This is a genomic window from Lacinutrix algicola (assembly GCF_001418085.1).
Classification (GTDB): Bacteria; Bacteroidota; Bacteroidia; order Flavobacteriales; family Flavobacteriaceae; genus Lacinutrix; species Lacinutrix algicola.
The window spans coordinates 16169-31684 of the sequence record NZ_LIQH01000024.1; the positions used below are offsets into that span (position 1 = coordinate 16169).

The 15516-nt window shown below is 30.1% G+C and carries 18 protein-coding genes; 13 read left to right on the top strand and 5 right to left on the bottom strand.

Annotation, left to right across the window (positions count from 1 at the left end):
- Nucleotides 1-27: 27 nt before the first annotated feature.
- Nucleotides 28-1167 (top strand): glycosyltransferase, encoded by a 1140-nt coding sequence (locus ASC41_RS03185; RefSeq protein WP_055435200.1) that lies wholly within the window; start codon nucleotides 28-30, stop codon nucleotides 1165-1167.
- Here ASC41_RS03185 and ASC41_RS03190 read toward each other — a convergent pair.
- The 4 genes from ASC41_RS03190 to typA form a co-directional block, all read right to left on the bottom strand.
- Nucleotides 1136-2452, bottom strand: coding sequence for an O-antigen translocase (locus ASC41_RS03190; protein ID WP_055435201.1), 1317 nt, complete (start codon nucleotides 2450-2452; stop codon nucleotides 1136-1138). The genes ASC41_RS03185 and ASC41_RS03190 overlap by 32 nt on opposite strands.
- The gene (locus ASC41_RS03195) at nucleotides 2452-3552 is read right to left on the bottom strand and encodes a DegT/DnrJ/EryC1/StrS family aminotransferase (protein WP_055435202.1); all 1101 of its coding nucleotides are present in this window, start codon (nucleotides 3550-3552) and stop codon (nucleotides 2452-2454) included. Before ASC41_RS03195 ends, ASC41_RS03190 begins: the two co-directional genes overlap by 1 nt.
- Entirely contained in the window at nucleotides 3549-4412 is an 864-nt protein-coding gene (locus tag ASC41_RS03200; RefSeq protein WP_055435203.1) for a hypothetical protein, read from the bottom strand. Before ASC41_RS03200 ends, ASC41_RS03195 begins: the two co-directional genes overlap by 4 nt.
- Before the next feature lie 269 nt (nucleotides 4413-4681).
- Entirely contained in the window at nucleotides 4682-6481 is a 1800-nt protein-coding gene (gene typA, locus ASC41_RS03205; RefSeq protein ID WP_193786889.1) for a translational GTPase TypA, read from the bottom strand.
- A gap of 466 nt (nucleotides 6482-6947) precedes the next feature.
- On the opposite strand from typA, the gene ASC41_RS03210 reads away from it, so the two are divergent.
- The 5 genes from ASC41_RS03210 to ASC41_RS03235 all read left to right on the top strand — a co-directional run bounded on the left by ASC41_RS03210 (nucleotide 6948) and on the right by ASC41_RS03235 (nucleotide 10769).
- The gene (locus tag ASC41_RS03210) at nucleotides 6948-7262 is read left to right on the top strand and encodes a hypothetical protein (RefSeq protein ID WP_055435205.1); all 315 of its coding nucleotides are present in this window, start codon (nucleotides 6948-6950) and stop codon (nucleotides 7260-7262) included.
- A 30-nt stretch (nucleotides 7263-7292) separates the two neighbouring features.
- Nucleotides 7293-7697, top strand: a complete 405-nt coding sequence (locus ASC41_RS03215) for a hypothetical protein (RefSeq protein WP_055435206.1) — start codon at nucleotides 7293-7295, stop codon at nucleotides 7695-7697.
- A 250-nt stretch (nucleotides 7698-7947) separates the two neighbouring features.
- The gene (gene kdsA, locus ASC41_RS03220) at nucleotides 7948-8766 is read left to right on the top strand and encodes a 3-deoxy-8-phosphooctulonate synthase (protein WP_055435207.1); all 819 of its coding nucleotides are present in this window, start codon (nucleotides 7948-7950) and stop codon (nucleotides 8764-8766) included.
- Between the two features lie 116 nt (nucleotides 8767-8882).
- The gene (locus tag ASC41_RS03225) at nucleotides 8883-9407 is read left to right on the top strand and encodes a hypothetical protein (RefSeq protein WP_055435208.1); all 525 of its coding nucleotides are present in this window, start codon (nucleotides 8883-8885) and stop codon (nucleotides 9405-9407) included.
- 408 nt (nucleotides 9408-9815) lie between these two features.
- A complete protein-coding gene (locus ASC41_RS03235; RefSeq protein ID WP_055435209.1) occupies nucleotides 9816-10769 on the top strand; it encodes a transglutaminase domain-containing protein in 954 nt (317 codons plus the stop codon).
- 5 nt (nucleotides 10770-10774) lie between these two features.
- Here ASC41_RS03235 and ASC41_RS03240 read toward each other — a convergent pair whose 3' ends face one another.
- Nucleotides 10775-11134: a hypothetical protein gene (locus tag ASC41_RS03240; RefSeq protein WP_055435210.1), complete on the bottom strand. Its 360-nt coding sequence runs from the start codon at nucleotides 11132-11134 to the stop codon at nucleotides 10775-10777.
- A 109-nt stretch (nucleotides 11135-11243) separates the two neighbouring features.
- Here ASC41_RS03240 and ASC41_RS03245 point away from each other — a divergent pair, with 109 nt between their 5' ends.
- From ASC41_RS03245 to ASC41_RS03275, 7 genes are all read left to right on the top strand, one after another.
- Nucleotides 11244-11852, top strand: coding sequence for a hypothetical protein (locus ASC41_RS03245; RefSeq protein ID WP_055435211.1), 609 nt, complete (start codon nucleotides 11244-11246; stop codon nucleotides 11850-11852).
- Nucleotides 11849-12178 (top strand): hypothetical protein, encoded by a 330-nt coding sequence (locus tag ASC41_RS03250; RefSeq protein ID WP_055435212.1) that lies wholly within the window; start codon nucleotides 11849-11851, stop codon nucleotides 12176-12178. The genes ASC41_RS03245 and ASC41_RS03250 overlap by 4 nt, the downstream gene beginning before the upstream one ends.
- Before the next feature lie 39 nt (nucleotides 12179-12217).
- A complete protein-coding gene (locus tag ASC41_RS03255) occupies nucleotides 12218-12511 on the top strand; it encodes a winged helix-turn-helix domain-containing protein (RefSeq protein WP_055435213.1) in 294 nt (97 codons plus the stop codon).
- Between the two features lie 62 nt (nucleotides 12512-12573).
- Nucleotides 12574-13977 carry a DUF4153 domain-containing protein gene (locus tag ASC41_RS03260; RefSeq protein WP_055435214.1) on the top strand — a complete coding sequence of 468 codons (1404 nt, stop codon included), beginning with the start codon at nucleotides 12574-12576 and terminating at the stop codon, nucleotides 13975-13977.
- Nucleotides 13977-14351, top strand: coding sequence for a hypothetical protein (locus ASC41_RS03265; protein WP_055435215.1), 375 nt, complete (start codon nucleotides 13977-13979; stop codon nucleotides 14349-14351). Before ASC41_RS03260 ends, ASC41_RS03265 begins: the two co-directional genes overlap by 1 nt.
- Complete coding sequence (locus ASC41_RS03270; RefSeq protein ID WP_055435216.1) at nucleotides 14348-14854, top strand: Coq4 family protein; 507 nt, start codon at nucleotides 14348-14350, stop codon at nucleotides 14852-14854. The genes ASC41_RS03265 and ASC41_RS03270 overlap by 4 nt, the downstream gene beginning before the upstream one ends.
- Nucleotides 14841-15494 (top strand): SanA/YdcF family protein, encoded by a 654-nt coding sequence (locus tag ASC41_RS03275; RefSeq protein ID WP_055435217.1) that lies wholly within the window; start codon nucleotides 14841-14843, stop codon nucleotides 15492-15494. The genes ASC41_RS03270 and ASC41_RS03275 overlap by 14 nt, the downstream gene beginning before the upstream one ends.
- Nucleotides 15495-15516: the final 22 nt, after the last annotated feature.

The window sequence follows — 15516 nt, forward strand, 5'->3', positions numbered from 1 at the left end:
CTTTGAAAACAAATGTATAAAATATAAATGAAGATTCTATTAGTTGGAGAATACAGTAGATTGCATAGTTCTTTAAAAGAAGGCTTAGTTAAGCTTGGCCACGAAGTAACAATTGTAAGCTCTGGCGATGGTATGAAGAAGTTTAAAACTGATATTAATTTTAACTCTAAAATTAAATCTTCCTTCGTTTTAAATAAACTTAATAATTTATCCATTCGTTATTTTAACACCGATTTTATTAAGATTGAAAATGCCTTCAGGTTTAAAAAACTATTACCTCAATTTCGTGATTTTGATGTTGTTCAGTTAATAAATGAAGACGCTCTTTTTATAGAACCTAAAACACAAATTAAAATTTTAAAGCAACTTATTTCTCAAAACAATAAGTTGTACGTTTTATGTTGTGGAGATGATTACACATCTATTAATTACTACTTAAAAAACAATCTAAGATACTCTGTTTTAACTCCGTATCTAAAAAACAAAACATTAAGAAATCTATTTGTATTTTCTTTAAAATACACAACTATACCCTACAAAAAACTTCATGATTTTTTAAAGACAGTTAGCTCTGGAACGATTGCTTCTGATATAGACTATCATCTACCAATGCTAAATCAATCTAATTATTTAGGTCTTATTGCAAACCCAATTAATACAGAAAAGATAGAATACATTAAACCAAACGTAAATAATAAGATTATTATATTTTTGGGAATAAACACACACTCAAAAATAAAAAAAGGAATCTCGTTTTTTGAAAAAGCATTAGAAAATATTCAAGAGAAATATGAAGATAAAATAACCATAAAAATCACAGAGAATTTACCTTACAGCGAGTATATAAAAATATATAATGAATCGCATATTTTGTTAGACCAAGTGTATGCATACGATCAAGGCTATAATGCTCTCGAAGCCATGGCAAAAGGAAAAGTTGTTTTTACAGGAGCCGAACAAGAATGGTTAGATTATTACAAATTAGAAGAAAATACTGTTGCTATTAATGCATTACCAGATGCTCAAGTTATTTTTAATAGATTAGAATGGCTAATATTAAATCCAGAAAAGATTATCGAAATTTCTAAAAATGCACGACAATTTATTGAACGTGAACATAACTACATAAATTCTGCTAAACAGTATCTTGAGGCTTGGACACGTTAATTTTCTTAAATTTAAAAGAGTACCAAATAATAATTAGCACCATAAAGAAGTAGATAATATATCTAAAAAAGTGAGCCATTACAACGCCTTCGGTTCCATAAATACCAACCAGAAATATAGACAACCCATAGAACAAGGCTAACGATATTATTTCGGTAACAACAAAGCTCACTAACATCTTTTTAGCTAAAAATTGATGCGCTATTACCAAAGATGCAATTTTAACAAAATCGCCCAACAACTGCCATTTAAACAAAGGCTCCATAGCATCAAAATCTGGATAAATAATATGTGTGATTACATTTCTAAAAAGATAGATAAAAATCATACCAATTCCAAAAAGCGGTATTAAAGTTTTATAAATATGTATTACTTCTTTTTTAAACGCTGTTCCTGCTTGTATTCTCGCAAATTTAGGAATTACATAAAGCGTAAATAATCCAGAAGAAAACACCATATAGTTTTTAGATAAAAAAAGCATTGCTGTCCAATTTCCTGCTTCGTCTTCATTAATACGATTAGAAATTTGTGTCCTAATATCTATTTCTACAAAATTTAATAAAACAGTAGATACTAAAGACATAATAGTAAATACCAGCAATCCTTTTAAGTAGATATTATTCAACTTTAAAGTATCTAATTTTATATACTTTTTTAAAGTTTTTCCAAATACAAAAATACTAACAAGTAACTGCAGAACAGGAGTTATTGCAATAGCAACCAAAACACCGTCTAGATTGAATTGCAACAAAAACGACACAAATAAAAGACTAGAAAGCAAGTAAGAAAACAGTTCTATTTTTGCATACTTTTTATAAGCAGAAAGTCCGTTTAAAACACCACTAAAAACTCTATTCAAAGCTATAGAAGGCACTATAACTGCGAGTAATTTTATAACAAATACAAACTCACTATCTCCAAACAAATAAACCGCAATTGTATTAGAAAAAAAAAGTAATGTTAAGCTACTGCAAATAACACCAACTACTATAAAAATAAAAGTAGTAGAAAACATTTTATTTAAAAGAGTCTTATCCTCTTTTAATTCTGAAGTATATTTTACAACACCATTAAAAACACCTAAAGAAGAAGTACTTGTAACAATACCTATTAAGTTTCTAATCTGTCCTACTTTTGCTAATCCCGAAGCACCAACCGTTTCGGCTAATAAGTTTTGAATAAACACCGAAACAAATAGTCTCACACAAATTACTAAAGAATTAAGAGATGTAATCTTTAATAAAGTATGCTGTTTAAAATAGGTTTTATAATCATTTAAACTCATCAAAAAGCATTTACAGTTTTAATAACTTTGAGTACTTCAGCTTCAGTTAAAACAGGACTTATTGGCAAACTTACACAGTTTCTATGTATATGCTCTGTAATTGGTAATTCCAATTCTAAAAACTCTTGTAATGCTTTTTGTTTGTGTGGTGGCTTTGGGTAATGTATTGCAGAATGGATATTATTTTTCAACAAATAATCCGTAAACTCTTCTCTATTATCTACCAAAACAACAAATAAATGAAAACTATGATTTTTAGATCCATCATAAAATGGAAGGGTTATTTTTTTATTTTTAATTTGAGAAAGGTAACACTTTGCGATGTCACGTCTTTTTTCGTTATCCGAATCTAAATGCTGCAATTTAATATTTAAGATGCGCGCTTGAAGCTCATCAATTCTATTGTTTACACCTAATCTAACATTTTCGTATTTTCTTTCAGAACCATAATTTCTTAATTCTGAAATCACTTTTGCCAATTCAGCATCATTAGTAGTTACCGCTCCTGCCTCGCCTAAAGCGCCTAAGTTTTTACTAGGATAAAAACTAAAAGCAGCAGCATCACTAACGTTTCCTGCACGTTTACCAATTAAGTTTTCTGCTCCATGAGCTTGTGCAGCATCTTCTATTAATAATAAACCATGCTCTTGAGCTAATATAGAAATCGCTTCACTATCTGCTAACTGTCCATACAAATGAACCGTTAAAATTGCTTTCGTCTTATTTGAAATGTGCTTTTTTATTGTAGCAGCTTCCCAATTAAAAGTAGCTACATTTGGCTCTACAAAAACAGGCTTTAAACCTGTTTCTATTATCGCTAAAATTGATGCGATATAAGTATTCGCTGGTACTAAAATCTCGTCTCCAACTTTAAGTTTCCCTAATTGGAGGTATGCCTTAAATATTAAAATTATAGCATCTAAGCCATTACTAACACCTACACATTGCTTTGTACCGCAAAACTTAGCATAGTCAGTTTCAAAAGCAGTAGTGCCTTCTCCTAAGACATAATAACCAGAATCTAAAAACGACTGAAACTCTTCTTTAAACTCGGTTTCAAAACGTGAGTTTATTTTATGTAGGTCTAGAAATTTAATCATTTAAAAGCGTGCTCTAAGTTAGTACCTGAATTTGTTTTAATAGTATATGTACGTTGTGGCATTAAATAAGCACCAAAACTTTCTTTCCAATAGGCTAATCCTAAATCGATTTTAAGCGTATCGTCTGTTGCCGAACTCCCAAAACTTATATATTTATAGTCGGAATATTTTTTAATAATAGCATCAAATAAGAAATCTAACGCTCCCGTTTCATCTCTATCTTCTTTTCCTGAGCTATATTGAAAATGCACTACGTTTTCTGTAATAAATAATACCACTCCCGCATGCAAAACTGCTCCTTCTTTAGCGCCATAAAATTTTATCTCATCAGGGAATTTAGATTGTAGAGCTGCAATTTCACTATAAGTATGCACTGGTTTCACTCCAAACTTGTCTTTTAAGTTTTTAGTTAATATACCTTCCCAAAATAAATCCATTCCAGAATTTACTAGCTCCATTTGCTTTTGAGCTTTATTTATAGCACGAGTTCTATTTCTATTGGGTTTATATTGTTTTAAATTATCTATAACATAATAACTGTTATTAGCCACTATACCATAATCTAGTTCTCCTAATACATATTCAAACTCTTCGGCTAAATTCTTATTATAGATAAAAGGAAGTTGCTTTATAGTTAACTCTAAAAAGCCTTCAGTACTTATCCATTTTAAAAGCGCACTAATAGCATTAAAATAATCTAATATTCTAGTCTTTTTAGAAATAATAAAACTACCATAACTTAAACCTTGATGAGAAAACAACTGATTTCCTTTTCTATTTGCTGGTAATACTGCAACAAGTTTTTCATCCTTAAAAACCATTAACGAAAAATCCTCAAACCTATCGCTATGATACTCCATAAACGCTCTTTGAAAAAGAAATGTAGCATTCTTTGCTTTGATCACGAAGTCGTCCCAAAGTTTAAGATATTCTGGCGTATATTTTTGTACAGTATAAATAGCGGTAATTGTTAGTTAAGGTTATGCATAGCAAAATACAATAATTTTAATTTTTTAAACAAAAAGAGCGACCAAATAGTCGCGCTTTAAATATTATTTTAATTTCAAGCAAAAAAAAAGAGAAACACTTTTCAGTGTTTCTCTTTAAATAAACTATATCTAATTGCTAATTAAGCAATTTTGTTTCTTTTTCTGTCTGCTTCTTTTAACCAAATTTTACGTAAACGTAAGTGGTTTGGTGTAACCTCAACATACTCATCTTTTTGGATATATTCTAAAGCTTCCTCTAAAGAGAATTTAATTGCTGGTACAATTTTAGCTTTATCATCTGCTCCAGAAGAACGTACATTACTCTGCTTTTTAGCTTTTGTAATGTTAATATTCATATCATCTTGACGAGAGTTCTCACCAATTACTTGACCTTCATAAATATCTTCACCTGGTTCTACGAAAAACTTACCTCTATCTTGTAATTTATCGATAGAATAAGGAATTGCAGTACCATTCTCCATAGATACTAAAGATCCAGAAACACGACCTGGAATAGCACCTCTTAAAGGTTGGTATTCTTTATAACGGTGTGCCATAATAGCCTCACCAGCAGTAGCAGTTAATAATAAGTTACGTAAACCAATAATACCACGAGAAGGGATTAAGAATTCGCAAATCATACGATCTCCTTTAGCTTCCATAGAAAGTAACTCACCTTTACGTAATGTTACAAACTCTACAGCTCTACCAGATACATTTTCTGGAAGGTCAATAGTTAACTCTTCAATCGGCTCACATTTAACACCATCAATTTCCTTGATAATTACTTGTGGCTGTCCAATTTGAAGTTCGTAACCTTCACGACGCATCGTTTCGATTAATACAGATAAGTGTAATACACCACGACCAAAGACCATGAATTTATCTGCACTTCCTGTTTCACCTAATTTAAGTGCTAAGTTTTTCTCTAGCTCTTTTTCTAAACGGTCTTTAATATGACGAGATGTTACAAACTTTCCATCTTTTCCAAAGAAAGGTGAATCGTTAATTGTAAATAACATACTCATTGTAGGCTCATCAATCGCAATAGATTTTAAAGCTTCAGGATTTTCAATATCAGCAATAGTATCACCAATTTCGAAACCTTCAATACCTACTAAAGCACAAATATCTCCAGTTTGAACGCTCTCTACACGTTTACGTCCTAAACCTTCAAATATAAATACCTCTTTTATTTTAGTTTTTGTAATAGTACCATCTCTTTTTACTAAAGAAACTGCTTGTCCTTCTACAAGAGATCCTCTTTGTAATCTACCAATTGCAATACGACCAGTAAAAGAAGAGAAATCTAAAGATGTAATTAACATTTGCGTTGTTCCTTCCTTAAATTCAGGTGTTGGAACATGCTCAAGTACCATATCTAATAATGGTTCAACATTATCAGTTTCGTTTTTCCAATCATCACTCATCCAGTTATTCTTAGCCGAACCGTAAACTGTTGGGAAATCCAACTGCCACTCTTCTGCACCAAGTTCAAACATAAGATCGAAAACTTTTTCATGTACAATATCAGGAGTACAGTTTTCTTTATCAACTTTATTTACAACCACACAAGGCTTTAAACCTAAGTCAATCGCTTTTTGTAATACAAAACGCGTTTGAGGCATTGGTCCTTCAAAAGCATCTACTAATAATACAACACCATCGGCCATGTTTAAAACACGCTCAACTTCACCACCAAAATCGGCGTGACCAGGAGTATCAATAATGTTAATTTTTGTACCTTTATAAACAACAGATACGTTTTTAGACGTAATGGTAATACCACGTTCACGTTCTAAATCGTTATTATCAAGAATTAAATCTCCTGTGTTTTGGTTTTCACGAAACAATTGACAGTGGTACATAATTTTATCTACCAATGTTGTTTTCCCGTGATCTACGTGTGCAATAATTGCAATATTAATAATCTTATCCATAATGTGTGCCTTATTTTAAGCGTGCAAAGGTACTTATTATTTATTAAACTTTAACTATAATATTTTTATTTGGGCATTACCTTTTATTACAAGCCTATTTTTAGGTAAAATACAATGTAAGTGACTGAGCAACAAAACGTCGGGCTTTCACTACTCGCTCTCTGCGAGGAGCTCAAACATGCCGTTCAATCCCTAATGCTGTACTTGTTATGTTTAGGTTATTAAATTAATATTTAATTATACTTATAAATTAAAATTTTAAACACCAAAAAATATTCTAAAACTTGAGTTCTTAAGCTTATTGAAAAGTAATAAAAAATTGAATAATTAATATAAAAATTACAACTTGACTTTGTCAAAAAAAAGCCGAAATTCGCTTATCGTCTGATATAAAACATTGAAACGATTTTATATCAACGAAACATTGTGCAACATTTGACACACACCTGAAATCAGTACTGTAATTATGAATTTATCTGGTATAAATAAAAAAAAGTGGATAATAATATTTGGAAACGGACTTTTGATTTTGATTACTATTATGGCTTTTGTAGTGTTTTTAATACTAGACAGATATTCCAATATTTACGAAGTAACTGAAAGTGCAAACAGAATTACGATTGACTTAAATAGTCCATTTGTAAAAGGCGGACAAATATTGGTAACTGGACTTTTTTGTATGATTATTTCAAAAATTTTAAAATCAAACATTCTTATAATCGGATTTGGAATTTTAACTCTGACAGTTTACTATTTAAAAATGTTATGGATTGGAATTTAAAAACCTTGTCAAACATCTAAACTAAGCTTTATGCGAATAATAAAAATTCTCATTGGATTATTAGTTGGAGTATTTATTTTATTCCTAGCCTATATTTATATTTCGAACGCTTATGTGCTTCCGTGGGAAAAAAAAGAAGTGATTCAAGCAACACTTGAAATGGGTGGACTGAATGAATTACCAAGCGGAATTAAGAACTTACAAATTGACAAAAGAGGAAGCATTTTTACACGACAATTCATAATTGAATTTGAATTTGAGGATTCAAAGGAAATAGACAATTGGATAAAGCAAAGTAAAAGACTGAAAAACAATGTTCCGAAAATAAAGGACAACGTAAAAACGTATGAAATCTTTCCTGGAGAAAATGATGCTTACGGTGGAAAAGTGGAAATTCAAGATAAAAAAGTACGGATTGATATGAGTTGGAGTTGATAAAAAACGTTGCACAACACCGTGTATAATTAATTGCTTGGTCACTGCCGACTTACGAACATTCCTGCGGAATATTCTATCTGTGATTTATTTGCTAAATTAGTTGCTTAACCACGCAACTAACCATACACAATCACGGTAAGCGAACGACTAAAAAGAGACGTATTAATTTCACAGTTATCTTTTCAATTTAAAGTTCTGCTTCAACTTCATTTATTTATCTTTGCAATCAAACTTAAGACTACTACATATGCAACTTCAAGACATACCTAAAATAAAACATACAAATTCTAATAACTTCTTTCTTTTATGTGGACCATGTGCCATAGAAAGCGAAGACATGGCATTTAGAATTGCAGAACGTGTTTTAGAAATAACTAATAAATTAGAAATTCCTTACATTTTTAAAGGCAGTTTTAAAAAAGCCAACAGAAGTAGGATAGATAGTTTTACAGGAATTGGAGATGAGAAAGCTTTAGAGATATTAGCTAAAGTTTCAGAAAAATTTAATGTTCCTACAGTTACCGATATTCACGAAGTTAGTGATGCTGCAAAAGCGGCTCAATATGTAGATGTATTACAAATACCTGCTTTTTTAGTACGCCAAACAGACTTAGTTGTTGCTGCTGCAAAAACAGGAAAAGTTGTAAACCTTAAAAAAGGTCAGTTTATGAGTCCGGAAGCTATGAAACATGCTGTACAAAAAGTAAAAGACGCAGGAAGCGACAAAGCTTGGATTACAGATCGTGGAACTATGTTTGGTTACCAAGATATGATTGTAGATTTTAGAGGCATACCAACTATGCGAGAATTTGCACCTACAGTATTAGACGTTACACATTCTTTACAGCAGCCAAACCAAAGTGCTGGAGTTACGGGTGGAAGACCAGACATGATAGAAACTATTGCACGTGCTGGAATTGTAAACAATGTAGATGGTTTATTTATAGAAACACATTTTGATCCTGCAAATGCAAAAAGTGATGGCGCTAATATGCTACATTTAGATAATTTAGAAGGCTTATTAACTAATTTAACTGCTATTAGAAAACTAGTGAATACGTTTTAATATTTTACTGTCATTCCTGCGAAGGCAGGAATCCACATTAAAGAACTACAACTCAAAATGGATTCCTGCCTCCGCAGGAATGACAAGATTATATTTAATTAAATTCTACTGACCTAATGAAAAATATATTAACACTCATTTTTTGTTGCTTCAGTTGTATTTGCTTTTCTCAAAGTGAAAATTATTCAGAATTTAAAGCGCCAAAAACAAAAGGTTTTATTTTTTCTCCAGGAATAATAATTCAAAAAGAAATATTTACAGAATTTAGTATTGGTTATGGAGATATCTATACCGATTTTAAACCTAAAATGGTCCCAAATATTGGTTTTAAAGGTTTTAAACTTGGAATGGAAACCAATCTTAAAAGTAAAGAATACTTTATTATTGCTCCCAAAATAGGCTACGAAATTTCAATAACTTATTTTTCAATAAGATTATCTGCTTTAAATTATTTTAAAAATAACCAATCAGAATTTAGACTACTTCCGGAAGCTGGAATAAGTCTAGGAGGACTACTTAACCTCACTTATGGTTATGGCATTGGTTTTGGAAATACAATACATGAGATATCTAACCACAGACTTACTTTAAGCTTTAATTTAAACAGAAAACTATTTAAAGCTATAAAGTATAAGCGTTAATATTTACTTCTTATAAAAACCTTCTAATTTACAACTATTCACTTGTTTTAAAACTGAAATTAAAACGGTATCATTAACATCTTCAAGTGTTTTATAACGTAAAGATTTCACTACTTTTCGTTTTTCGTCTACCAAATGCTCTGTATATTCAGTTATATAATTAGAATGCCAGAAAGCAATATCTACAAATTCGTTTTTATGGCTCGCGTTAAAATAGCAAATTGGTCTTTTACCAACATAATAACAAGGTATTCGTCATTTAAATTTTAATTCAGCTTCTGGAATTGTGTGCTCTATAATAACTTGCACATGTAATAATATAGAACGATACCGTTCTGGTTGGTTTAATATGTAATCTTCAGCTGGGTTCATTTCGGAGTGGAATGCTTTTTGATTATCATTGTAAATATGAAAAAATACCTACTTCTTTTTATTCTTTCGCTTTCATTTCAATTACTAATAGCACAAGACTATAATTTAGTAGATGATAAAGTTAATCAATATCCTAAACAATTTCATTCTATTGAGTCTTTAGCAAAGCGAATTTCTTCAGATTTTACAACAAATATAGACAAAACAAGAGCTTTATTTTACTGGGTATCAAATAATATAACTTACGACGATCATGACGCAAATGATGGTAAAGGAGCCTACAAAAGAATTAAACTAGACAAGAACTACAAAACAAAATTAACTGAGCAACAAATAAAATATGCAAATAAGTGTTTACGCAAGCAAATGGCTGTTTGTGAAGGCTACTCTCAAATCATGAAACACACCTTAGATATTTTAGATATTGAATGTGAAGTTATATCAGGCTATGCGAAAAAAAATGTACGAGAAATTGGAAGAGTAAGAAACACAAGTAATCACGCATGGAATGCTGTTAAACTTAATAATAAATGGCAATTAATAGATGCAACATGGTCTGCTGGAGAATACAATTATCCAGCCAATAGCACTTATTTTTTAATACAACCAGAGCAACTTATTCTTTCGCATCTACCAAAGGATTCTAAATGGCAATTGTTAGATAAACCTATCACTAAGTCTAAGTTCTTTTTTCGTCCTGTGATATTTTACACCTATTACACTTCTGGTTTAAAACTAAGTAAAGATCAAATTGGATTAATAAAGGTTAAAACAGGTGAAAAAATTAAACTTGTTTTTTCAAAAATAGAAAAAACAACCTCTTATAGATATGAGTTTAAAAATCAGACACACACATCTCCTCTAAAATTTAAAAAAGAAAAAGATAATTACGTTGCAGAAATAGTATTTAACGACACAAGAAACTCTGAACTAACACTATACAGTAACAATACTGGTGTTCTTGAATTTAAGATTTTAGCAGCAAAATAAAGATCTTAAAACAAAGTAATCAATCCTATTACAATTAAAGTAATACCAATTATAGCTTTAAACGGCATTAATTTATCAGATATTTTATAAAGTGTGTCTTTAAAAGCTGGAGCTTTACCAATAACGTGAGTTAATAACAAAAAACCACCAACAAGGCTTATAATATTAAATAGCAAACCTCCATTTCCAAACAATCTCATTAGTGATAAAATTACCAATGCACCACCAATTCCTGTTTGAAAAGGCGCTAAAGCCGCTGCTATTTTATTAAAAAAATTGCGTTCTCCATCCCATTTGTCTAAAGTTGCTAAACCTAGTAATAATCCACCAGCAATATTTGCTATAGTTAGTAATGTTAAAACCATGATTGCATTTTTATTTATGAATTAGATTATAAATTTACAAAATTGGGAAACAATTAACTTGTTTAATTCTATAATTTTAATTTACTTTGTAATTCAAAGTACTTTAATCATGAGCGACAAAGATTATTTAAAAGACATTAGTGAGATTAAAAACTTAATGAATAAAAGTTCACGCTTTATATCACTAAGTGGCTTATCTGGAATACTTGCTGGAATTTATGCACTTATTGGTGCGGCCGTAACTTACTATTTGGTAAACTCTTATAGTTATGGCGTACTAACTCTTGACGGTTGGATATTTAGAACTGTAATGTTGGTTTTATTTTTGGTTGCTTTTTTTAGTGTTATCACAGGCATTTTTCTTACTACTAGAAAAGCTAAAAAAAACAATGAAAAAATTTGGGATACTTCTTCAAGGCGATTAATCTTTAATTTTTTAATTCCTTTAGTAGCCGGCGGTTTATACATTCTAATTATTTTAGCACAAGGAAAATATGGTCAAACTGGTGGTTTAATGCTAATATTTTATGGGTTAGCATTAGTTAGCGCATCGAAATACAGTATTGGAAAAATTAAATATTTAGGCTTTATAGAAATAGTTTTAGGCCTTATTGCAACGCTTTATCCTGGTTATGGTTTTTATCTTTGGGTAATAGGATTTGGTGTTATGCATATTATATACGGATCTATTATGCATTTTAAATACGATACAAAATGAATAAAACATTAAAAGTAGGAATAATTGCAGCTATAATAGTTTACGCTTGTGGCTTACTATACACTTATTACGATAACATTAAATTTGAAGAGCGCATTGCTTTTTACGACATAGATAAAAATGGTTTAATTGATAACAAAGAGATAACTAAAAACTCTATTGCAACTGTTAAACAAATGGCTAAACGTAAGACAACAAAACAAGCCTTTATTATGTTAATTCCAATATCATTAATCTTTGGTTTATTTACAGGTGGTGCATCTTATCTTTTTAAAAAGATGAAATATATTGATGCTAATGAGATTGATTATCGAAAGCGACAATAAACTAATAACTAAATAGATTCTTGCCTGCGCAGGAAATGTATGAGCATAATAATTAACATAAATAAACTATTCGACCACAGAATTAGATTAGGCATCATGTCTATTTTAATGGTGAATGAGTATGCAGATTTTAATATGCTTAAAGAACTCCTAGGAGCCACAGATGGCAACTTAGCAAGCCATACAAAGGCTTTAGAAAAAGCAGAATATATTAAAATTGAAAAACAATTTATTGGCAAAAAACCCAATACAAGATACAGCACTACTCCATTAGGAAAAGCTGAGTTTAAAAAACACATTAACGCTTTAGAAAAATTAATACATAAATCTTAATTCCTTTTTTTTATACACTTACTTTGAATTTCAAAGTACTTTTAAATAATAAATTCAAACTTATGAAACAAGCCATCATCATTCTCTCGTCTCTTTTATTTAGCACTTTATTTTACAGTCAGAATATTGGATTAAATCTATCCATTTTTAGTATCCTTACTTTAATCGTTTTACTTATTAGTAATACCAATAAGTTTAAGAATAAAGCAACAATTATCTATGCTCTACTCTATTTAGTAACAGCAGCAATAGTATTCTTTCAACACACTACATTATCTATAATAACAAACTGTGTTGTCTTTTTTACCCTAATTGGTAGCATTACTGAGGCTAAATCTTCAATATTTGTTAATTGGCTAAATGGTGTTTACACAACTGTTGCAGGCTTCTTTCATAGGAGTTTTCATTTTAACGAAAAAGAAGCTAAGCCCATACTAAAAAAAGACATTGATTTTTTACATTGGATAAAACTAATAGGCATACCATTAGTATTTATTATTGTTTTTATTCTGCTTTACAAAAACGGAAACTCGGTTTTTAACGATTTAATCTCTCAAATAAATCTAAAATTCATCAACATGCAATGGATTTTATTTTCAGTATTAGGTTACTTTTTATTCAGTAATATTATAAATCCTGTAGAAGTAGAACACGCAACAAAATTAGATTTAGAGACAGGAAACTCATTATCTAAAGGCACTATTTTTTCTGAAGAAGATTTAAAAAAAGAAAAACAATTGGGCACAACGCTTATGCTATTGCTTAATGTATTAATCGTATTTTATTTAGTTACAGATATTATTGCTATTAGCACCTCTGCTACTTCAAATGCCGAAACATTATCAAATCAGGTTCATAATGGCATTAATGCTTTAATAGCCTCAATTGTAATTGCAATTGTTATTATTCTATACTTTTTTAGAGGAAATCTCAATTTCTATAAAGACAATAAAGCACTTAAAATTTTAGCATTTACATGGATTATTTTAAATGCTGTATTAGTAATTCTTATAGCATTTAAAAACAACATTTATGTTTCTTCTTTTGGCTTCACTTATAAGCGTGTGGGTGTTTACATATACTTATTACTCACATTTATTGGTCTTGTAACAACCTTTATAAAAGTACTAAAAGTTAAAAATTTATTATTTCTATTTAGAGTAAATACACAAATAGCTTTTGTAATACTTATGCTTTGCAGCACTATAAATTGGGATTACCAGATAACACATTACAACATTAACTACGCGCAATCTGTAGACTTAAGCTACCTAATAAACTTATCTAATAACAATGCTTCCTTATTAAAAACATACAATGATAAAAACACGTTAGGTAGTAAAAACTATAATAGAATAAATAATAAGCATACCAATTTTATTCAATTATTAGAAGATAGAAGCTGGCAAGAATACACCTACGAGAACTTAAAAGAAACGAATAACTCCAAAACACATAACTACTAATGAATATTCCATCTAACGTAGGAAAATCTACACTATTAGCCATGTGCATTTTCTGGATAATCAATTTTACAAAAGATATAAGCATGGACCTTGCTGGTTTTGCGCTCTTATCGGCAATCCCAATTTTTATTTGTGTATCGCTTGTAATTATTATTACAATATGCCCAGTATTCTGGTTTTTAAAAAAAGACAACGTAAGCAATTACGCTATTGCTAAAAAGTACTTTCCTTATTATATAATAGTAATGTTTGCTTTATGTCTCATGGGAATAATAACATCAAGATCTGATGTTTATTCTATTAGTTTCTTCATTACAGTATTTATTACAACAGCACAATCATGGGTGTGGTTTGCAAAAGAGAACAGAATATGAAAGCACTAAGAAAACAACTTATTAATTGGCTATTCGAGGTTTCTAGTAAAATTTATACTCTTATTTATAAAAACCAGAAACCATGGCTAATTACAAAAACAGATTTGCTCTCCTATTCTAGAGATAGTTTAGGTTACTGCTTGGGTTTATTTCTCGACAAAAATAATTTCGAGCTCATACCTAAAGTCGAACGTCATGATTGCTACCATGTTTTAACAGGTTACAGTACAAAAGTAGAAGATGAAATTGCTTTGCAATATTTAAGTTTAGCAAATGGAAAAAGAAGTCCGTATTTGTACGGAGCGGTAATTTTAGGCACTATTATTCTTCCCGACTATTTAACTTACTATTTACAATCTTATAAAATAGGTAAGGAAGCAAATGTGTTCCATAATCTAGATTATAAATCACTACTAAAAGTGAATATAAACACCATAAGGCAAGCTATATTTTCGAAGCAGCAAATACAAACCATTAACAATTTACATTATGAGCAGACTTAAAACTAAATTACTTAAATACACAAAGAGACTTTCTATAATTACAGCTCTAACGGTAATATTCGCAGTAATATGCAATGGTATTATTATTTATAATGCTGAAGGCAAAACGTTTTCAGACATTAAAAATATTCCTAAAAACAAAGTAGGAATCGTTTTAGGCGCAAGTAAATTCACCAATGGTAATCGCATTAATTTATACTACAAATACAGATTGGAAGCTGCGGAAGCGCTTTACAATTCAGGGAAAATAGAATACATTTTAATAAGTGGAGATAATAGTAGGAAAGACTATGACGAGCCTTCGACCTTTAAAAACGATTTAATAGCCAAAGGCATTCCAGAACATAAAATATTTCTAGACTATGCAGGATTTAGAACTTTAGATTCTATGGTGCGTGCAAAAGCCATTTTTAGTTTAACCGAATGCACGATTATATCACAAAAATTCCATAATGAACGTGCAATTTACCTAGCTCAAAAAAATGACATTAATGCTATTGCTTTTAATGCAAAAAACATAACCGGACGTTATGGCTTAAAAACAAACCTTAGAGAGCATTTAGCAAAAACAAAGGCTGTTATAGACATCCTCTTTAGAGTGCAACCAAAGTTTCTTGGTAAGAAAATAGACATTATATAAAACGATCCAATTAAAAATAATG

Bases quoted from the DNA above. Each gene is read 5' to 3' on its own strand.
- ASC41_RS03215 (WP_055435206.1), top strand. From the start codon at position 7,293: ATGCGAATAATAAAAATTCTCATTGGATTATTAGTTGGAGTATTTATT.
- ASC41_RS03275 (WP_055435217.1), top strand. From the start codon at position 14,841: ATGAGCAGACTTAAAACTAAATTACTTAAATACACAAAGAGACTTTCT.
- ASC41_RS03255 (WP_055435213.1), top strand. From the start codon at position 12,218: ATGAGCATAATAATTAACATAAATAAACTATTCGACCACAGAATTAGA.
- ASC41_RS03190 (WP_055435201.1), bottom strand. From the start codon at position 2,452: ATGAGTTTAAATGATTATAAAACCTATTTTAAACAGCATACTTTATTA.
- ASC41_RS03250 (WP_055435212.1), top strand. From the start codon at position 11,849: ATGAATAAAACATTAAAAGTAGGAATAATTGCAGCTATAATAGTTTAC.
- ASC41_RS03240 (WP_055435210.1), bottom strand. From the start codon at position 11,134: ATGGTTTTAACATTACTAACTATAGCAAATATTGCTGGTGGATTATTA.
- ASC41_RS03245 (WP_055435211.1), top strand. From the start codon at position 11,244: ATGAGCGACAAAGATTATTTAAAAGACATTAGTGAGATTAAAAACTTA.
- ASC41_RS03270 (WP_055435216.1), top strand. From the start codon at position 14,348: ATGAAAGCACTAAGAAAACAACTTATTAATTGGCTATTCGAGGTTTCT.
- typA (WP_193786889.1), bottom strand. From the start codon at position 6,481: ATGGATAAGATTATTAATATTGCAATTATTGCACACGTAGATCACGGG.
- ASC41_RS03265 (WP_055435215.1), top strand. From the start codon at position 13,977: ATGAATATTCCATCTAACGTAGGAAAATCTACACTATTAGCCATGTGC.
- ASC41_RS03185 (WP_055435200.1), top strand. From the start codon at position 28: ATGAAGATTCTATTAGTTGGAGAATACAGTAGATTGCATAGTTCTTTA.
- ASC41_RS03210 (WP_055435205.1), top strand. From the start codon at position 6,948: ATGAATTTATCTGGTATAAATAAAAAAAAGTGGATAATAATATTTGGA.
- ASC41_RS03195 (WP_055435202.1), bottom strand. From the start codon at position 3,552: ATGATTAAATTTCTAGACCTACATAAAATAAACTCACGTTTTGAAACC.
- ASC41_RS03235 (WP_055435209.1), top strand. From the start codon at position 9,816: ATGAAAAAATACCTACTTCTTTTTATTCTTTCGCTTTCATTTCAATTA.
- ASC41_RS03225 (WP_055435208.1), top strand. From the start codon at position 8,883: ATGAAAAATATATTAACACTCATTTTTTGTTGCTTCAGTTGTATTTGC.
- ASC41_RS03260 (WP_055435214.1), top strand. From the start codon at position 12,574: ATGAAACAAGCCATCATCATTCTCTCGTCTCTTTTATTTAGCACTTTA.
- ASC41_RS03200 (WP_055435203.1), bottom strand. From the start codon at position 4,412: ATGGAGTATCATAGCGATAGGTTTGAGGATTTTTCGTTAATGGTTTTT.
- kdsA (WP_055435207.1), top strand. From the start codon at position 7,948: ATGCAACTTCAAGACATACCTAAAATAAAACATACAAATTCTAATAAC.